Origin of the sequence: Pseudomonas japonica (assembly GCF_900188455.1) — a bacterium.
GTDB lineage: Bacteria > Pseudomonadota > Gammaproteobacteria > Pseudomonadales > Pseudomonadaceae > Aquipseudomonas > Aquipseudomonas japonica.
Genome location: NZ_FZOL01000029.1, coordinates 30,439 through 46,077 on the forward strand (window position 1 = coordinate 30,439; position 15,639 = coordinate 46,077).

Sequence of the window (15,639 nt, forward strand, 5' to 3'; positions counted from 1 at the left end):
TAGTGCGACCGGCACGGCAGGGCCTCTGCTGTTCGGTCGCGCTGTCGATATCCTTCGTTTCGAGTAGCCCCATGTGGTTGAGCCAATACCTGACTGAATACGATGAAGACCTCAGTGGCGACAGCCAGACCGACCCGTTGGGTGTGCTGACGATCTGGTCGGCCTTTGGCCAGGAGATCTTCCGCAACCGGGTCAACTCGGTTTCGAACGACGTGCGCAACTACACCCTCAATCTGCTCCATCATGCGGTGATCAAGGATGTGCTCGACGATGCCGATACCCGCCTGAGCAAGGCCCTGGACGAGCAGTCGGGAGGGCGCCACGGCCTGGCGCTGCGCCAGGCTTGCCTGGTCTATCTGGAGAACATTTTCACCTATGCCATGGTGACGGCCGCGCCCGAGACCGGCGTTGACAGCCAGGGTGTGCTGGGCGCCAGCAAGGCCCGCGTGCGTCTGGAACTCGACGGCGATCCGTTTCTGCGCTTCACCCATAAAGACGACGGGTACCTGCTGGTACGTCAGCTGGGCTTGGGGGTGAGTGGGCGCTACAAGACGCCGTTCATGCAGATAGGCTTCTTCAGCGACCGCTACAACTACCATCACCGCCAGGAAGCAGCGCTGTTGTGGGTGAAGGTCAAGGAGATGATCGAAGCTCACCCGCCGTTTTGCGTGTTGTTCCAGGAAGCACGCAGGCATTTGCAGGGGTTTTTCCCGCGTTTCAGGGCAGGTGGCGGCAGTGCACTGGGGCAAATACCTGGCGACCTGATGGAAGCCTACCGAAGGGCACTGCCGAACTCGGCGCAAGTAGGTGCCGACACGCGCGATTTCTGGCTGGCCGTGACCGGCCTGAACACTGGCGCCGCGGGCACGCTGCTGCGGGTGCTGGATGATCAGGCGCGACACGATCCAGACAGTCGCATGCCGATCCAGCAGCTGTTCGCCCTGGCCGAAAAGAACTGCAGCGAAGCGCCCGAGCGACGCAAGCTCGTGCACGTGCAGCAGGTCGAACCCCTGCTGGCCCAGGCCGATCTGCTGTTTACCCTGGCCTGCCATCGCCGGCATCAGCGCTTCGCCGAAATCGAGACGCACTGGCACGGGTTGGGGCGCGATGCCGGTACCTTGCCGGCTGCCGCCGCGCGTATCGCCGATCATCCAGAGCTGCTTGAAATTCCTTCGCACAGCGGTCGACGACGGCTGCAGCGGCTTATGTGCATGGCGCGCCAGCAGCGTTTCAGCGACCAGCTCCGCAGCCTGCTGGACTACCACGCGATGGTGATGCGCGAGCGTGGCCAACTGCCCTGGGTGCAAATCGAGCAGGCCGACAGGATCAAGCTCAACGCACGCACCAAGGCCTTGCCGGCGGCACAGGATGCGCCGATGCACCGCTGGGTGAACACGTACTACATTCCGCAATTCGACAATCTGGTCACCGGCTATCGGGGAGGCCAGGCATGAAACTGCATTCAGCGTTCGCCGAGCAGGTGAAGGCCTGCGGCCGGTTGCGCAGGGTCTGGCTCAGCAGCTTCAACATCGATATCGAATTCATCGAAACCTATGTGTTGCCGACCGTCCTGGGGGCCGAGATACCCCGCACGCGCATGGATTACGAGGCGCTTCAACTGACCCTGACCGAGCAGAACATCGACCTCAGAGTGTTTTGCGACCGGCGTTTCATGGGGGCCGACCAGGTCAAGCGCACGGCGCTCCAGGTGCACGGTGTCTGTACTGCGCCGAAGCCGGGATGGAACTACCCAGGCGTCGGCGAGGACAGCCTGTTGCATGCCAAGGTGATCTATCTGGAGGGTGAGCAGGGGCGGGTGCTCGGCGCGGGCAGCGCCAACCTCACGCTCAGCGGATGGGCGCGCAATCAGGAGGTCTTTCACTTCCAGCCGATCGATGCGTTTTCGCTCTATCAGTCGGCCAGGGTGTTCTTTCAGGCACTGTTCGAAAACATAGGTATCCCGTGCCCCTTGGAGAACCGGCGCAGAAGCTCGTTCGCCAGCGAAGAGTCTTCCGTGCGCTTCTGCCACAGTTTTCAGCGCCAGACGTTTCTGGCCCAGTTGCTGGACGGGCGTGCTTGTCATCACCTGGCTGTCTGGTCCCCCTATCTGCCGAGGGATCTGGCGCAGTTCGTCTGCCACCTGAAGAGCAGTTGCGATCAGCCGCGCATGAAGATCAGTCTGGTGCCGGATCGGCTCGATGGGCTGTTCCTGCGTACCGCCTGGAGCGAGGCGCTTGGCGATCTTTTCGCAAACGATGAGCTGCGTTTGCGGCACCCCCCGAGAAAGGCCGACGACCGCTCGCCAATGACCCATGCCAAGCTCTGGAAAACCTCCAGCCATCTGGCCATCGGCTCGTGGAACTTCACCCGGGCAGGCAGCAACTCGCTGACCGACTCACGGGGCGGAAGGTTGCCTGGCAACAACATCGAGGCGGGTTTCATCCTGGCCAGCAACCGTGCGGTGGAAAGCGTCCTTGGCCTCCCGATGGACACCAGCCCGGCGTCGTTCCTGAGCGATGAAGCCTTGCAGGAACAAGCGCTGCACATCCCGCAGAACCTTCCCTTCGACATCGTGGTGACATTCGACTGGAAGCAGCAAGCTTACCAACTGCGTGGCCAATGGCACGCGGCAGAAGCACCGGACCAGGGCTATCGGGTCAAACTGCCGGATATCGACGCTGCCATCGCGCTCGCCTGGAAACCACGAAGCCGAGAACTGCGAGCGTGCGGGGTGGCGGTGGCGAATGTGCATGCGTTGCTGTCCGATCACAGTTTCCAGGTGCTCAAGGACGACCGGGTGTGCTTCGTAGGCATGTTGCTGGAGAGCAACGTCGAGTTACGTCGCACGCAGCGCTACGACGACCTGTCTGCTCTGGTCGACGCCATGGCGCACATCGACATTGTGCCCAACCAGGATGATGTCGATTTTCGTGTTCGCGAATCCGCGGAGGGTGAGCTGCAGATCGATGGTGCGGGCGTCGACGAAGATACTGGGGCACGCGAGCAAGAGGCTTCGGCCGCTGCGCCCATCAGCTACTTCCGGCTATTCACCGCCAGCTACCAGTTCGCCGCCCGGTTGCGCGGGTTTAATTGCTTGTCGGCGCTTGAGCAGTGGGTGTTCGTGCGCCCGGGATGCCTGCAGGAATGGGTGGACAAGACCCGCCAGCGCCTGCGCGGTCCTGCGCCCAACGTCTTCGATTGGTTCCTGGCCCGCGAAGTCAACGGGCTCTGCCGGTTGGCACTGGCGCTTCGTCATCGCCTGCCCAAGAAGGAAGGCAAGATTGCCTTGTCGCGCTGGCAGGCACTGAAGGTCGATATGCCGCCGTTACCTGCCGAGGCCAGCGATGCCTATCGGCAAACGATCGAGCGGGAATTTGGCGGATTGGAAAGCAAGTGGGGTGACGCGTGAGTCGATTCGAACAGGGCGTGCTCTTTCCGGAGTCCGTGTCGCAGTGGATCAACTTCAAAGGGCGCAAGGATCCCGACTGGCGCTATCTGGCAGATGATTGCGAGTCCATGGCCGCCAGGCAGACCGAAGGGGTCGCCTACCTGTGGAACCTGTTGACCGCGAACAAGGTGGCGCTGCTGGCGGATGAGGTCGGCATGGGCAAGACCTTCCAGGCGCTGGGGGTGGCGGCGTGGCTGTGGAAAAACAAGCCTGATGCCAGGGTGCTGGTGATGGCGCCCAACCGACATTTGTGCGGGCACTGGCGCAGGGAGTTCGAAGGCTTCGTTCGCGAGCACATCCGCCAGGCCGATGGCAGGGTCAAGGGCACCGATGGCATGCCGGTACCCAAGGTCTGTGAGCGCTACAAGCTGGAAGACCTGGTGCAGGCGGTGGAAAACGATGAGGGGCAGCTTTACCTCACCACGGTCTACGCGCTCAGTGGCTTGCTCGGTGCCGAGCAGCGCGCTGAAGGTGCCGGGGGCGCAGGCCGGATCGCTGGCGATTTTCATCAATTGTTGAAACAGCACCTGGGCCCCTCGGGGTTTGACCTGATCATCGTCGACGAGGCGCATTACCTGCGCAACAAGTTCGGCAAGTCGCAGCGGGTGGCTGCAGCCATGGCACTGTTCGGCGAGGCTGACAGCCGCCTGGGCGCCTGGAACCTGCTGCTCACCGCGACGCCCAGCCATACCCGGCTGGATGATGTGCGGAACATCCTGAGTTATTTCACCCCGATCGATGCCGACACTGCCCTTGAACCCCTGAGCGCTGCCGAACGCACTGGCCAGTTGCTGCGACGGTATGCCCTGCGGCGTCTGCGGCTGATGGAGGGGCAGGGCGGGTTGTATGGCAAGCGCCACTACCGCCACGAAAAGGCCCTGCCCGCGAGCTTCGACGGGCGCCCGGATGCCGAGATGTTCTTCGCGCTGTATCAGAAGCGCCTGGTGGCCGACCTGGGCCGGCAGAAGGAGAACAAGAGCCTTACCTATGGCTACCTGGAAGGGTTCGAGTCCTTTGGCTGGCAACCGCAGACCGGCGTCGGCGCTGACGCGGACTATCAGGATGCGTTCGAGGACCGGGTGGTCGAGGATTTCGCCAGGGCCAGCGATACCGAGCTGCTGCGTGAGCTCACCCGCACCTATCACAAGCAGTTTCATACCTTCCCGGATCACCCCAAGTACGACCTGATGACCGAGCAGTGCGTACCGAAGTCGGGTGATGGCCTGCGTACCGCGCTTGAGGACCTCAAGCATCTGATCTTCGTGCGGCGCATTCCTTCTGTCCGCGAGCTGACCCAGCGCATCAACGAGCGCTATGACCAGTTGTTGGCCGGCATGATCGTCAATGCCTGGGGCAAGCACGCGGACGACCCCGCGGTCGAGCAATGGCGCCATCAGGGATGGTCACGCGATGGCTATGCCCAGTTTCTCGAAGGTGTGAAGCACTCGTCAGGCGAAATGGACGCGCACGAGGAGGCAGGGCAAGACGACGGCGAGGAGGAGGGCGCGCAACTGGCGTCGCGGATTGCCGAGCTGTTCGTGGTCAAGAAAGGCGCTGGTGGGCAAACCGATTGTGCCAACGTGCGCCTGCGCTTCAGCAAGCCGGAAAGCATCTTCGCACTGTTCCTTGAGCCGGCATCGGACTACCTGACTGGCGGCTACACCGCGTTCTACGCCAAGGCGGAGACGGGCCGGGTCGATTATGTCAATGCCGCCAGGTACGTGCGTTTGCACGGTTGGGGCATGCCCGAGGTCCAGGATGCCGCCGCCCGCATGCGCGGTGTGCCGCACGACCACCTGGAGCGTTCGCTACACAGTGTCTGGTCGCTGCTGGTGCCGCGCCTGCCGCAGGCGCTGTATCGCAAGCTCGAAGGCTGGGCGCGGGGCAACAAGGCGATCGCGGAGAACTTCGCGAACTACATCAAGGCCGGGTTTCTTTATGCCAGCCCTGTCGTCGTCGAGCTGTACGCCTGGTTTGTCGAATACCGCCAGCAGCCCCATGAGCGTGACGTGCAGCGCGCGTACCGTGGTTTTCACCAGTGGGTCGGCACACGCATCGATGATTCGTTGATGCTGCGCTATTTCATCGCCGCGCTGGAAACGTTCGACACGCTGTGCGGCAAGATCATCGACCATGGTCTGGAGCAATGGGACGAGGAATGGCGCAGCCTCAAGCGCCTCACCAGCCCGTGCTGGTACGCCAGTGGCGAAAACAGCGAAGGGCGCTCGCGACTCATTCTGGGCTTCAACAGCCCGTTCTATCCCAACGTGCTGGTGTCCACGTCGGTGTTCCAGGAGGGGGTCAACCTGCATCTGCAGTGTCACCAGGTCCATCATTACGGTCTGGCTGGCTCGCCTGGCGACAATGAACAGCGGGTGGGCAGGCTGGATCGCCTGTTTGGCTGCGTGAACCAGCGGCTGCAGCGCTCGGGCGACGCGCAATTGAGCATTCACTATCCGTTTCTGCAGGCATCGGTCGATGAAGACCAGGTCGCATCGTTCATCGAGCGCAAGCATCAGGTGGAAGAGCAGATGGATGCGTGCGTGCAGGTGCAGTTCGACAAACAGCTGAGGATCGGTGACGCGCAACAGTGGCGCAGCTTCCTGCGCAGACCGATCCCCATCAGCGCCGAGCCTCTGCCAAGCCCGTATGGCGCCAGGTTTCCTGGGCGGGACCAGCCGTGTGACGGCAGATCCCGATCATGAGCGCGAACGCATCGCGAAAGGGCTGGTGTATCCTCGCTGCACATTTCATGACCAAGGATTCGGGGATGCCACTCACCACCCGCCACAGTGGATTCGACCACAGCGACAAGGTCTTCATGAGCCTGGCACTGGCCCAGGGCCGGCGGGCACTGCCGGCGTGTTTGCCCAATCCTCCGGTGGGCTGCGTCATCGTTCGTGAAGGGCGCGTGGTGGCCAGCGGGTTCACCCAGGCGCCTGGACATCATCACGCCGAGGCAATGGCGCTTTCACAGCTGGAAGGCGGCCTCGATGACCTGACGGCCTATGTGACCCTCGAACCCTGTTCATTCGCCGGTCGGACGCCTTCATGTGCACGGGCACTGGTGGGCGCGGGAATTGCGCGGGTGCATGTGGCAATGCTCGATCCCGATCCTCGAAACGCTGGCGCGGGTATCGAGATCCTGCGCCAGGCCGGGATCGAAGTGACGCTGGGGCTGCTCCAGGATGAAGCTCGGCGCGACCTGCAGGGGTATCTCCTTGAGGGTGCCTGAGTAGCCGCTGGTGCGTCTGGCTTCATGGCTGTCGGGGATTGCATCAAGGCCGCCAGGTGCCTGTCTTGAGTCTTGAAGCGCCCGTTAGATCGAGCGCCGCCCGCGCGGCGCTTCGCGACGGTTCGGCGCCCCGACAAGCTCGCTCCCACATTTGCTGCAACGTGCCATGGCCTGTGAGATTTGGGTTGTCAGCCTTTGGTGCTTGGCGATCTATTGCAGGGAAGCTGTTGGGCTCGACACCGCCACCCTGCGAGCAATGGCATCCACCCCGGGCGCGATTGCCGGGGGGCGGTATTACCATGTCACAATCCCCACTCATCATCAGGAGATCACCATGACCGATTTCACACCCTGGTCAGCCTTGGCAGGGGGCGCCATGATCGGCTTGGCCGCCGGGCTGTTCGTCGTGGCCAATGGGCGTATCGCCGGCATCAGCGGTCTGCTCGGCTCGCTGTTGCAGCGTGCGGACGACGGGCGCGGACAGAAAGTGTCGTTCCTGCTGGGGATCATCGCCGCGCCGCTGTTGTGGCAAGTGTTCTCGGCAATGCCTCCGGTCCATTTCACCGTGACGTCGTGGTCGCTCGTGCTTACCGGGCTGCTGGTAGGTCTGGGCACCCGCTACGGCGGTGGCTGCACCAGCGGCCATGGGGTGTGCGGCCTGTCCCGCCTGTCTCCTCGCTCGGCAGTGGCCACGCTGTGCTTCATGGCGACGGGTTTCGCCACTGTCTACGTCGTTCGGCATGTGCTGACAGGGGCCTGACATGAAGTGGATCAGTGGTTTCACGGCAGGGCTCCTGTTCGGCATGGGGCTGTTGCTGTCCGGGATGGCCAACCCCGAGAAGGTGCTCGGGTTTCTCGACCTTGCCGGGCAATGGGACCCGTCGCTGGCGCTGGTGATGGTCGGTGCCATCGGCGCTGCCTTGCTGCCCATGACCTGGGCGCGTCGACACGACGTGGCGTTGCTGGGAGACAGGATTCAGTTGCCCACCCGGCGCGACATCGATCGCCGGCTGGTTGGCGGCAGCCTGGTCTTTGGTATCGGCTGGGGCATTGCCGGCGTGTGCCCGGGGCCTGCACTGGTGCTGCTCAGTGGTGGGTATTGGCAGGCCTGGCTGTTCCTGCTGGCGATGCTGGCGGGCATGCTGCTGTTCAATGCCGTGGAGGCGTTTCGGGCGAGGCGTCAGCCCGCTTCGACGACATCGGGCCGTTGAAGCGCTCGGGAGGCAGGCGGGCATCAGATACTGAGCAGCGGTATCTCATTACGTCCTGCCTGAATCTGCGGGCATCGGGGGTCAGGCTGCCCCAGTTCCCCGCTATGTTGGTAGCCGCTACCCAGGCAGCCTCCATTGCACACAGGAAAATAGCGGCAGCTCTTGCAGGTGGGATGTTCGACCTTGATCTGCAACGGCTGGGCAAGAATGTCCGATAGCGGTTGTTGGTACAGGTTGCCCATGGGGTGGGCCTTGAAGCACGTGCATGAGCACACGTCGCCATTGGGGTAGATGTAGACTTTGGCCGTTGCGGCACCGCAGTTCTTTGTCGTGATGGTTCTGCCAAGTTCGGCTATGGCGTCGTCGCCCAACGCTTGCAGCCGCTGGAAGTCGTACATGGGAAACGCCAGGATGCGGGTTTTGTAGCGCTGCTGGCGCAGGGCGTAGACCTGTTGATTCCATGTTTGGCTGCAGATTTCCATGCCTGATGAGGCGCGTCCGGCATAGGTTGCCCGTTTGATCGCGATATGGGTCAGACCAAGATCATCCAGTGGCTGGATGAATTGTTCGGTTCGCGCGAAGAAGTCGAGGTTGATGACGGTCGCCGATACACTGCACGAAATACCTTCTGCCCGCAGGTTGGCGAGTGTGCGCAGCGCTCGTTTGTAGGTGCCGACGCCACGCACCAGGTCATGCTCGGCTTCGCTGCCATCCAGGGAAATCTGTACCGACAGCGATGGATGATCGGCCCATTGCTTGAGGGTGTGCCTTCTGTAGAACGGCGTCACGCCATTGCTGTTGATCTTGGTCTGCAGACCGAGCGAAAGACTGCTTTGCAGAATGCTGTCGAAATGCCGATGCAGCGTCGGTTCTCCACCCGTCAGCAGGACCAGGCTGTCTGCATGGTCCCGGTGTATCTGGGAAAGCGCATCGAGAATCATGGTCTTTTCGGCGGTCTCGTCGCGATAGGGCGAAGAGTCCCGGATACAGTGACTGCAGGCCAGATTGCAGCGTTCGGTCAGGACGAAGTAAAACTGTTCCATCATTCAAGCTCGAGATAAGGGCGTGCCTGCAGGTCGAGATCGAGATCTTCCTGTGCGGTCGCAAGAAGATGATTGACCAGTGTCTGCACCGGCGCTGACTCTATGGGCGAGACCGGGGCCTGGAAGGGGCGGCGCACGTAGCTTTCCAGCAGCGTGGCGAAGTGCTCGTCCTGTTCCTGGCGCAATAGCCACTCCCGCAACGTCAGCGGGTACAGCCCCACCGCCAGGTGAGACGAGTGCTGCGCTTCGGTGCGAGTGAAGTGCCAGAGGCCGCGTGGACAGTAGAAGACATCGCCCTGCTCGAGCAGGACCGAAGACCACCCTGTGGCATCGTCGTCGATCAGCGGAACGGGCTGATGGCGGATAGCCTTGGACAACACATGCTGGTCGTTACGGTAGTACCAGCGTTTGCTGCCGTGGGTTTGCAGCACCAGTACATCATGCCGGTCGAAATGAGGGTTGACACCGCGTTGATGAGCGGCGGTGTAGTAGCCGTTGATACTGATGCGCGTGTTCAGTTCCGAGGCGAGTGCGTCGCTGAAGTTTTCCAGTCGTAGACTGTGCTGCTGGATATTGTCGAACACCAGCGTGCCCCCACGGGCGATCGCGTGCAGCATCTTTTTCTTGTTCAGCGTGTTGTTTTGATTGTTGGCGTAGCGGTCCACATCATCGATGAGGTCGTATTTGTGGATGGTGTTGTTGTGATTGGTGATGCGTACCTTCGGGTAAAGCAACGTGTTGCTGTTGAGAATCTGATTGAAGGTCTGCATGTCGAACAGGTTGGAAAATTTCTGCTCGACGCCTTTTATGTGCAGCGGGGCGCGATCGAAGTACTCACTCAGAAATTGCTGCTGGCTGATGTGTTCGAAGATGAAACTGAATAGGGACATGGTGCTGGGCTCTAGCTCGGCTTCTTTATGAGTGTGATACCTGAATCGATCAATTTGCCAAGTTGCGACGGTGGTAATTGGTCTTCGATATGACTGATGTCGACTTCTACCAACTCGGGAAGCTCGAACAGCCAGTCCGGCAGGTGACGTATGTGAGTTCGGGCAATGCCCAGATAGCGCAGATGCCGGCAGTGCGCCAATTGCTCGGGCAGCGCCTCGACAGGGTTGGCGCCAAGGTTGAGCCGCTCAATGTCCGTTTGTCCGGCGGGCCAGTCGAAATGCCGGAACCTGTTGCGATAGACACTCAGGTGTTTCAGGCGACAGCCTGCTGTGGTTGGCCATTGCAGTTCTTCCAGGCTGTTCTTGTGCACAAGCAGTGTGCTCAGCCCAGGGCTTGCAGATGTCAGGTCCAGCACCTTGAGATCATTCGCTCCCAGGCTGAGCCACGTGCAAGCCGGAAAAACCGCTGACGCGCTTTGCAGGCTCATGCAGTTGCTGTTCAGCTCTGCTGCCAGCACGCTGGGGATTGCAGGCAGATCTGCCATATCGCTGTCGCCCAGCTGCGCCTGATTGAGTTTCAATGTGCAGGGGCCCAGTGCCCGGACGGCCTGGAAGACATCGTTCAGCCGCGTGCGAGAAATCTCGTGGAGCAGGCTCGATCCGTTATCTTCATCATCGAAGTCAAGCCGCTTGCGTTCAGGGTCCCAGCCAGGGGGGCGGCCGGTGGCCTGCGCCAGAAGATCCCACGCTTTGCAGGGGGCGGGGGCATTGTCTGCTTCCAGTTCATCGGCGATGAGAGAAGCAATGCGTGCCGTGGTGTCCAGGTCCAGCTTGATGGGCAGAATCCTCAGCCCGCGGAGGAAATAGAACAGCTTGCGCAGCTTGATGTGGATAGGATGGCGCGGGCATACGAACTCATCCGAGACATGTCGATCACCCTTGAGAACGACGAACAGGCGTCGTCCCGCCAGGCTTTGCGTATCACGCCAGTGTTGAAGGGTCCGCAGGTGTTCGGAGGGCAGGTCGTTATCGCCCAGGATGGGTAGCACCAACACTATGTATGCAGAGGGGCAGATGGCCTGGTGCCCTGGAGATCCCTCAAGGCCGGTAGCGAGCGTAGCGACACGCTGATGTACGTGATGCCCACGGGCCTCGAGAAAAGCGCTGAGGTCGCTCAGCAAGCGGGAGGCCGATGGCAAGCCCGAGACAATCTGCAAATCGGCCGGCATTGCCATCGCCACCACGGACCTTGGCGTCAGTCGCGCAAGTCCTTGTCACAGTGATCCGCTTCTTTCCACAAACCGAACATGGCCTCGACGTCGGCGAGCGTACGAGGATCCAGATCGCTCAATTTGAGGGCCTGGCGCTTGATGTCGGCCATCGAGTCCAGCGCGGAGGATTGGAGTTCAACGGTTTTAGCTTGCATCACGAAGGTCCTTTATCGGATTGAGCGGGGGGTAGCCGTGAGATGTTAGGGGGTAATGCTTTCCTCTGGCAATAGAGCCATCGCGCCGCCCAACCAGTGCTGCGAGTGCTTGAGGCCACCGTCTGCCTGAGAGCTTCCACGTACTGCTGCAGGTCGGCACCGACCGGAAACTGCACATCGGAGTCGCATAGGATTCCAGAGCATGCCGGGTGGGTAAAAGCGCTGGTTGTATAAAGCCACTACTGAAGATAATAATGAGAAGAAATATCATTAATGCGGTGTCGTCGTGGCAGATTCCCAACCCGTCAAAGATGCGTTCTCCGAGCTCTACGGCACCAATCATCGTTGGCTGAGGGCCTGGCTCCATCGCCGCCTGCAATGCCCGGACGATGCCGCGGACCTGGCCCAGGACACCTTCCTGCGGGTCATGAGAACGCCGCAGCCGGTCGCCATCGAGGAGCCACGTGCATTTCTCGCCACCGTCGCACGGCGCCTGCTGAGCAATCTGTTTCGTCGTCGAGCGCTGGAAAGGGCGTACCTGGATGAGTTGGCCAACCTCATGGAGACTTGTGCGCCCTCCGAAGAAGAACTCGCGCTGGTGCACGAGGCGCTGGTCCAGATCGACCAGATGCTGCACGGCCTGCCGCTTCGGGTGCGCCATGTCTTCATTCTCAGTCGCCTGGATGGCCTGCCGCAGCCGCAGATCGCCCGGCAGTTGGGTATTTCCATCGCCACCGTGGAGCGCGACCTGCGCCGCGCCTTCCTGCATTGCCTGAGTGTCGCCGGCGCATGACCTGCCAACCCTCTGAACAGGCACTGCACGATGCCATCGACTGGATGCTGCGCCTGGAACACCTGCCCACCAGCGACCCCGCGCATCAGGCGTTCGAGCAATGGCACCAGCACAGCGCCGAGCATCGGGCGGCGTGGCAGCGGGTCAGCGCTGTGCTCGAGACGGCGCTGGCCGATCTCCAGGGACTGCCCGGCCAGGTACAGGTGGCCAGCCGCGCCTTGCGCGCGTTGCCCAACCCTTCGCGGCGAAACCTGCTGAGCAAGGGCCTGGCACTGTTGCTGCTGGGGGGCGGTGGAATCAGCGTGCTCAATCGCCTGGCCCCGGTGGCCGACCTGCTGGCCGACGCCCACACCGCCACCGGCGAGCGCAAGACCCTGCTGCTCGACGATGGTAGCCGTCTGATCCTCAACGCCCGCAGTGCGGCCGATATCCGCTTCGACGCCCAGCAACGCCGGGTAGTGCTGCGCGCGGGTGAACTGCAGGTGCAGGTGGCGCCTGACCGCGCACGGCCACTCATTGTCGCCACCGCCCATGGCGAGGTGCGCGCGCTGGGTACCCGCTTCATGGTGCGTCAGGAGTCTGAGCGCTGCCTGGTCTCGGTCCAGCAGCACAGCGTGCTGCTCAGCACCGCCGACGGCAGCGCCCGGCGCGTGGAGGCGGGCCAGGCATTTGCCTTCGACCGGCGTGGCAGCGTGGCGGTGGCATCCTCGATGCGTACTCGGGATGACTGGGTACAGGGGCGGATCGAAGCCCATGACGAGCCCCTGGGCGAGTTGGTGGAAGCGCTGCGTCCTTATTACGGCGGCCTGCTGCGCATCAGCCCGCAAGCTGCGCAGGTCCGGGTGTTCGGCACCTTCCTTGTGGACGACATCGAGCGCACCCTGGCGTCGCTGGGCGAGACGCTGCCGATCCGGATCGATACCGCGGGATTCTGGTTGACCCGGATCGATGTGAAATAACGATTTTTCTGCAGAGTGATGAGGGGATTCCGCATCTCGGGTGTCCTGGCTATGAACGATCACTCAGATGAGCCAACACTCCATGCCCCATCCTTCGCTCCGCCCCCATGCCCTGGCTGCCGCCATTGCTCTTGCCGGCCTGTCCTGGCAAGCCGTCGCTCAGAACGAACAGCTCAGCCATACCTTCGACCTGCCCGCCGCGTCGTTGGGCAGCACCCTGACCCGCATCGCCCGGGAAACCGGCAACGTGCTCTCGGTATCGCCCGCCCTGATCGAGGGCAAGACTGCCCAGCCGGTACGCGGCCAGATGACCACGCAGCAGGCAATGGATCAGGCGCTGCAGGGGAGTGGGCTGCGCCTGGAGGTCACGCCGAGCGGCAGCTGGAACCTGCTGCCCGTGGCGCAGGACGGTGCGCAGCTGGAACTGCCGGTGATGTCGATCGTCGGCATGCAGACCAGCGCGCCGACCTTTTCAGTGGGTACCAAAGTCCCGCTGCGCCTGCGGGAGGTGCCGCAGACGATCAACATGATCGGCCAGGAGCGGATCCAGAAACAGAACCTCTATACCCTCGAGGATGCGTTGGGTGAAGTCGGCGGGGTGACTGTGCAACGGATCGATGCCAGCCGCCTGAGCTTCTTCTCGCGCGGCTTCGAGATCACTTCGCTGCAGCTTGACGGCACACCGACCACCATGGACAACCGGATCTTCCTGTCGCCGGACCTGACCATGTACGACCGCGTCGAGGCGCTCAAGGGGCCGTCCGGGAGCCTGACCGGCGCGGGCGGCGCGGGCGGCAGCATCAACCTGGTACGCAAGCGCCCGCTGCCCGACGCGGCGGTATCGGCCGAAGTCAGCGCCGGGTCCTGGGACAACTACCGTGGCATGGTCGACGTCACCGGCCCGCTGACCGAGGTCGGCAACATCCGCGGCCGCCTGGTGCTCAGCCAGCACAACCAGGCCTTCCCCTACGATGGCAGCGGCAAGCGTGAGTCGAACCAGGCCTACGGCATCGTCGACATCGACCTGACCCCGGACACCGTCTGGACCATCGGTGCCAGCAACCAGAACACCGACATCCGTGGCGCCCAGCGCTCGTTGTCGGCGTTCCGCTACACCAACGCTGCCGGCGAAGCGGCCATGTCGCTGCCGGACGTCTCGCGCAAGAACTTCTACGGCGCCAACTGGAACCGCGACTACTTCTGGAGCACTTCGGTGTTCACCGAGCTGGAGCATCATCTCGGTGGCGGCTGGAAGACCAAGCTGGCGGTGCGCCATGCCGACAACAACTACGACCTGACCCAGGCCTACGCCCGCAACGGCGGTGGCATCGATCCGTCCGACAACCTGGTGTCGATGAACTCGATCATGTTCGACTACCGTGAGAAGCAGGACGAAGTCGACCTGTACGCCGACGGCCCGTTCAGCCTGTTCGGTCGCGAGCACACGCTGTTGGTGGGGACCAACTACTCGCGTTCGGAGTTCTCCTCCAACGGCGGCTACTTCTCCAGCTTCCTCGGTGATGTGGACCTCCACGACCCGCGGCCGGATTTCGGTTACCCGGCGTTCCCCGATGACGACCGGCTACCGACCAACGTTGCCAATACCCGCTCCAAGGCGGTCTACGGCAACATGCGCATCAGCCTGGCCGACCCCCTGACCCTGGTCCTCGGCGGCCGCGTCACATGGCTCGACATGCACCGTAGCCAGCACCAGCCCCAGGCCGGCTCGCCGTCGGAAAAGGCCAGCCAGAGCGAGTCGCAGAAGTTCACCCCGTTCTACGGGTTGATCTACGAACTGAACGACACCTACTCGCTGTACGCCAACTACGCCGAGGTGTTCAATCCGCAGCCGGTCAGCAACCTGGACATCAACAACAGCATCATCGAGCCGATCGAGGGCAAGCAGCATGAGCTTGGTATCAAGGGTGAGTTCCTCGACGGCGCGGTGAACGCTTCGCTGGCGGCCTTCCAGATCGAGGAAGAGAACCGCGCCATTCCCGACATGAGCGACCCGAACTCGCGGGCCGTGGTCGCCGGTGGCAAGGCGCGCACCCGTGGCTACGAGATGGAAGTGAGCGGGCAGGTGACACCTGACTGGTTCCTCACCGCCAACTTCGCCCACACCTACAAGCGCTACGACAGCCCCAACGAGCAGTTGCAGACCTACCTGCCGAAGAACATGCTGCGGGTCTGGACCCTCTACAAGTTGCCCGGCGAGCTTGACCGGTGGAGCGTGCAGGGCGGCGTGAGCGTCGTCAGCGAAACCTACAACAAACTGTACGTTCCCGGCATCGACATGGACGGCACCAAGCTGCGGCAGAGCGGCTACGCCCTGTACGACGCGGGTATCGGCTACCAGATCAACGAGCAGCTGTCGGCGGACCTGCTCGGTACCAACCTGACCAACAAGAAGTACTACCAGCGCATCAACACCTTCCAGGACGGGAACATCTTCGGTGACCCGCGCGCGGTGTCCTTGACCTTGCGCGCCAGGTTCTGACACGTGGCCATCCGGCATGGTTCGCCATCGCCGCTTTGCATCAGCGCCAGGCAAATCCACCCCCGCAGGTTACCCGCTGATTCACAGGGCACTTGTGGGGGCGAGTCTGTCGAACCGCCGCGAAGGAACGAGGA

The 15,639-nt window shown here is 62.3% G+C and carries 13 protein-coding genes; 9 read left to right on the forward strand and 4 right to left on the reverse strand.

The annotated features are described in order from the left end of the window. Window positions 1-71: 71 nt before the first annotated feature. The 6 genes from CHB99_RS26095 (at window position 72) to CHB99_RS26120 (ending at window position 7,894) form a co-directional block, all read left to right on the forward strand. Window positions 72-1,454: a hypothetical protein gene (locus CHB99_RS26095; RefSeq protein WP_042126449.1), complete on the forward strand. Its 1,383-nt coding sequence runs from the start codon at window positions 72-74 to the stop codon at window positions 1,452-1,454. Further along, a complete protein-coding gene (locus tag CHB99_RS26100) occupies window positions 1,451-3,409 on the forward strand; it encodes a phospholipase D-like domain-containing protein (protein ID WP_042126451.1) in 1,959 nt (652 codons plus the stop codon). Before CHB99_RS26095 ends, CHB99_RS26100 begins: the two co-directional genes overlap by 4 nt. Further along, window positions 3,406-6,153 (forward strand): DEAD/DEAH box helicase, encoded by a 2,748-nt coding sequence (locus CHB99_RS26105; RefSeq protein ID WP_042126453.1) that lies wholly within the window; start codon window positions 3,406-3,408, stop codon window positions 6,151-6,153. Before CHB99_RS26100 ends, CHB99_RS26105 begins: the two co-directional genes overlap by 4 nt. Window positions 6,154-6,218: 65 nt before the next feature. Beyond that, on the forward strand, window positions 6,219-6,683 hold the full coding sequence (locus tag CHB99_RS26110) for a bifunctional diaminohydroxyphosphoribosylaminopyrimidine deaminase/5-amino-6-(5-phosphoribosylamino)uracil reductase RibD (RefSeq protein ID WP_052419480.1): 465 nt from the start codon (window positions 6,219-6,221) through the stop codon (window positions 6,681-6,683). Between the two features lie 334 nt (window positions 6,684-7,017). Further along, on the forward strand, window positions 7,018-7,443 hold the full coding sequence (locus tag CHB99_RS26115; protein ID WP_042126455.1) for a YeeE/YedE family protein: 426 nt from the start codon (window positions 7,018-7,020) through the stop codon (window positions 7,441-7,443). Window position 7,444: 1 nt separating this feature from the next. Beyond that, window positions 7,445-7,894, forward strand: a complete 450-nt coding sequence (locus CHB99_RS26120; RefSeq protein ID WP_042126456.1) for a DUF6691 family protein — start codon at window positions 7,445-7,447, stop codon at window positions 7,892-7,894. Between the two features lie 23 nt (window positions 7,895-7,917). On the opposite strand, the gene CHB99_RS26125 is transcribed toward CHB99_RS26120, so the two are convergent. Genes CHB99_RS26125 through CHB99_RS29880 form a run of 4 tightly spaced genes read right to left on the reverse strand, consistent with a single transcriptional unit; the run spans window position 7,918 to window position 11,253 of the window. Then, window positions 7,918-8,940 (reverse strand): radical SAM/SPASM domain-containing protein, encoded by a 1,023-nt coding sequence (locus tag CHB99_RS26125; protein ID WP_084702802.1) that lies wholly within the window; start codon window positions 8,938-8,940, stop codon window positions 7,918-7,920. Beyond that, entirely contained in the window at window positions 8,937-9,827 is an 891-nt protein-coding gene (locus CHB99_RS26130) for a JmjC domain-containing protein (RefSeq protein WP_042126460.1), read from the reverse strand. Before CHB99_RS26130 ends, CHB99_RS26125 begins: the two co-directional genes overlap by 4 nt. A gap of 11 nt (window positions 9,828-9,838) precedes the next feature. Continuing rightward, window positions 9,839-11,056 carry a leucine-rich repeat domain-containing protein gene (locus CHB99_RS26135; RefSeq protein WP_141137343.1) on the reverse strand — a complete coding sequence of 406 codons (1,218 nt, stop codon included), beginning with the start codon at window positions 11,054-11,056 and terminating at the stop codon, window positions 9,839-9,841. Between the two features lie 26 nt (window positions 11,057-11,082). Beyond that, window positions 11,083-11,253, reverse strand: a complete 171-nt coding sequence (locus tag CHB99_RS29880) for a hypothetical protein (protein ID WP_156994713.1) — start codon at window positions 11,251-11,253, stop codon at window positions 11,083-11,085. A gap of 286 nt (window positions 11,254-11,539) precedes the next feature. Between CHB99_RS29880 and CHB99_RS26140 the strand changes: the two genes are divergently transcribed. The 3 genes from CHB99_RS26140 (at window position 11,540) to CHB99_RS26150 (ending at window position 15,505) form a co-directional block, all read left to right on the forward strand. Then, complete coding sequence (locus tag CHB99_RS26140; RefSeq protein WP_042126464.1) at window positions 11,540-12,046, forward strand: sigma-70 family RNA polymerase sigma factor; 507 nt, start codon at window positions 11,540-11,542, stop codon at window positions 12,044-12,046. Then, on the forward strand, window positions 12,043-13,005 hold the full coding sequence (locus CHB99_RS26145; protein WP_042126466.1) for a FecR domain-containing protein: 963 nt from the start codon (window positions 12,043-12,045) through the stop codon (window positions 13,003-13,005). Before CHB99_RS26140 ends, CHB99_RS26145 begins: the two co-directional genes overlap by 4 nt. 67 nt (window positions 13,006-13,072) lie before the next feature. Beyond that, window positions 13,073-15,505 (forward strand): TonB-dependent siderophore receptor, encoded by a 2,433-nt coding sequence (locus CHB99_RS26150; RefSeq protein WP_245655624.1) that lies wholly within the window; start codon window positions 13,073-13,075, stop codon window positions 15,503-15,505. Window positions 15,506-15,639: the final 134 nt, after the last annotated feature.

Bases quoted from the DNA above. Each gene is read 5' to 3' on its own strand.
- CHB99_RS26115 (WP_042126455.1), top strand. From the start codon at position 7,018: ATGACCGATTTCACACCCTGGTCAGCCTTGGCAGGGGGCGCCATGATC.
- CHB99_RS26145 (WP_042126466.1), top strand. From the start codon at position 12,043: ATGACCTGCCAACCCTCTGAACAGGCACTGCACGATGCCATCGACTGG.
- CHB99_RS26130 (WP_042126460.1), bottom strand. From the start codon at position 9,827: ATGTCCCTATTCAGTTTCATCTTCGAACACATCAGCCAGCAGCAATTT.
- CHB99_RS26110 (WP_052419480.1), top strand. From the start codon at position 6,219: ATGCCACTCACCACCCGCCACAGTGGATTCGACCACAGCGACAAGGTC.
- CHB99_RS26100 (WP_042126451.1), top strand. From the start codon at position 1,451: ATGAAACTGCATTCAGCGTTCGCCGAGCAGGTGAAGGCCTGCGGCCGG.
- CHB99_RS26120 (WP_042126456.1), top strand. From the start codon at position 7,445: ATGAAGTGGATCAGTGGTTTCACGGCAGGGCTCCTGTTCGGCATGGGG.
- CHB99_RS26135 (WP_141137343.1), bottom strand. From the start codon at position 11,056: ATGCCGGCCGATTTGCAGATTGTCTCGGGCTTGCCATCGGCCTCCCGC.
- CHB99_RS26150 (WP_245655624.1), top strand. From the start codon at position 13,073: ATGAGCCAACACTCCATGCCCCATCCTTCGCTCCGCCCCCATGCCCTG.
- CHB99_RS26125 (WP_084702802.1), bottom strand. From the start codon at position 8,940: ATGATGGAACAGTTTTACTTCGTCCTGACCGAACGCTGCAATCTGGCC.
- CHB99_RS26095 (WP_042126449.1), top strand. From the start codon at position 72: ATGTGGTTGAGCCAATACCTGACTGAATACGATGAAGACCTCAGTGGC.
- CHB99_RS29880 (WP_156994713.1), bottom strand. From the start codon at position 11,253: ATGCAAGCTAAAACCGTTGAACTCCAATCCTCCGCGCTGGACTCGATG.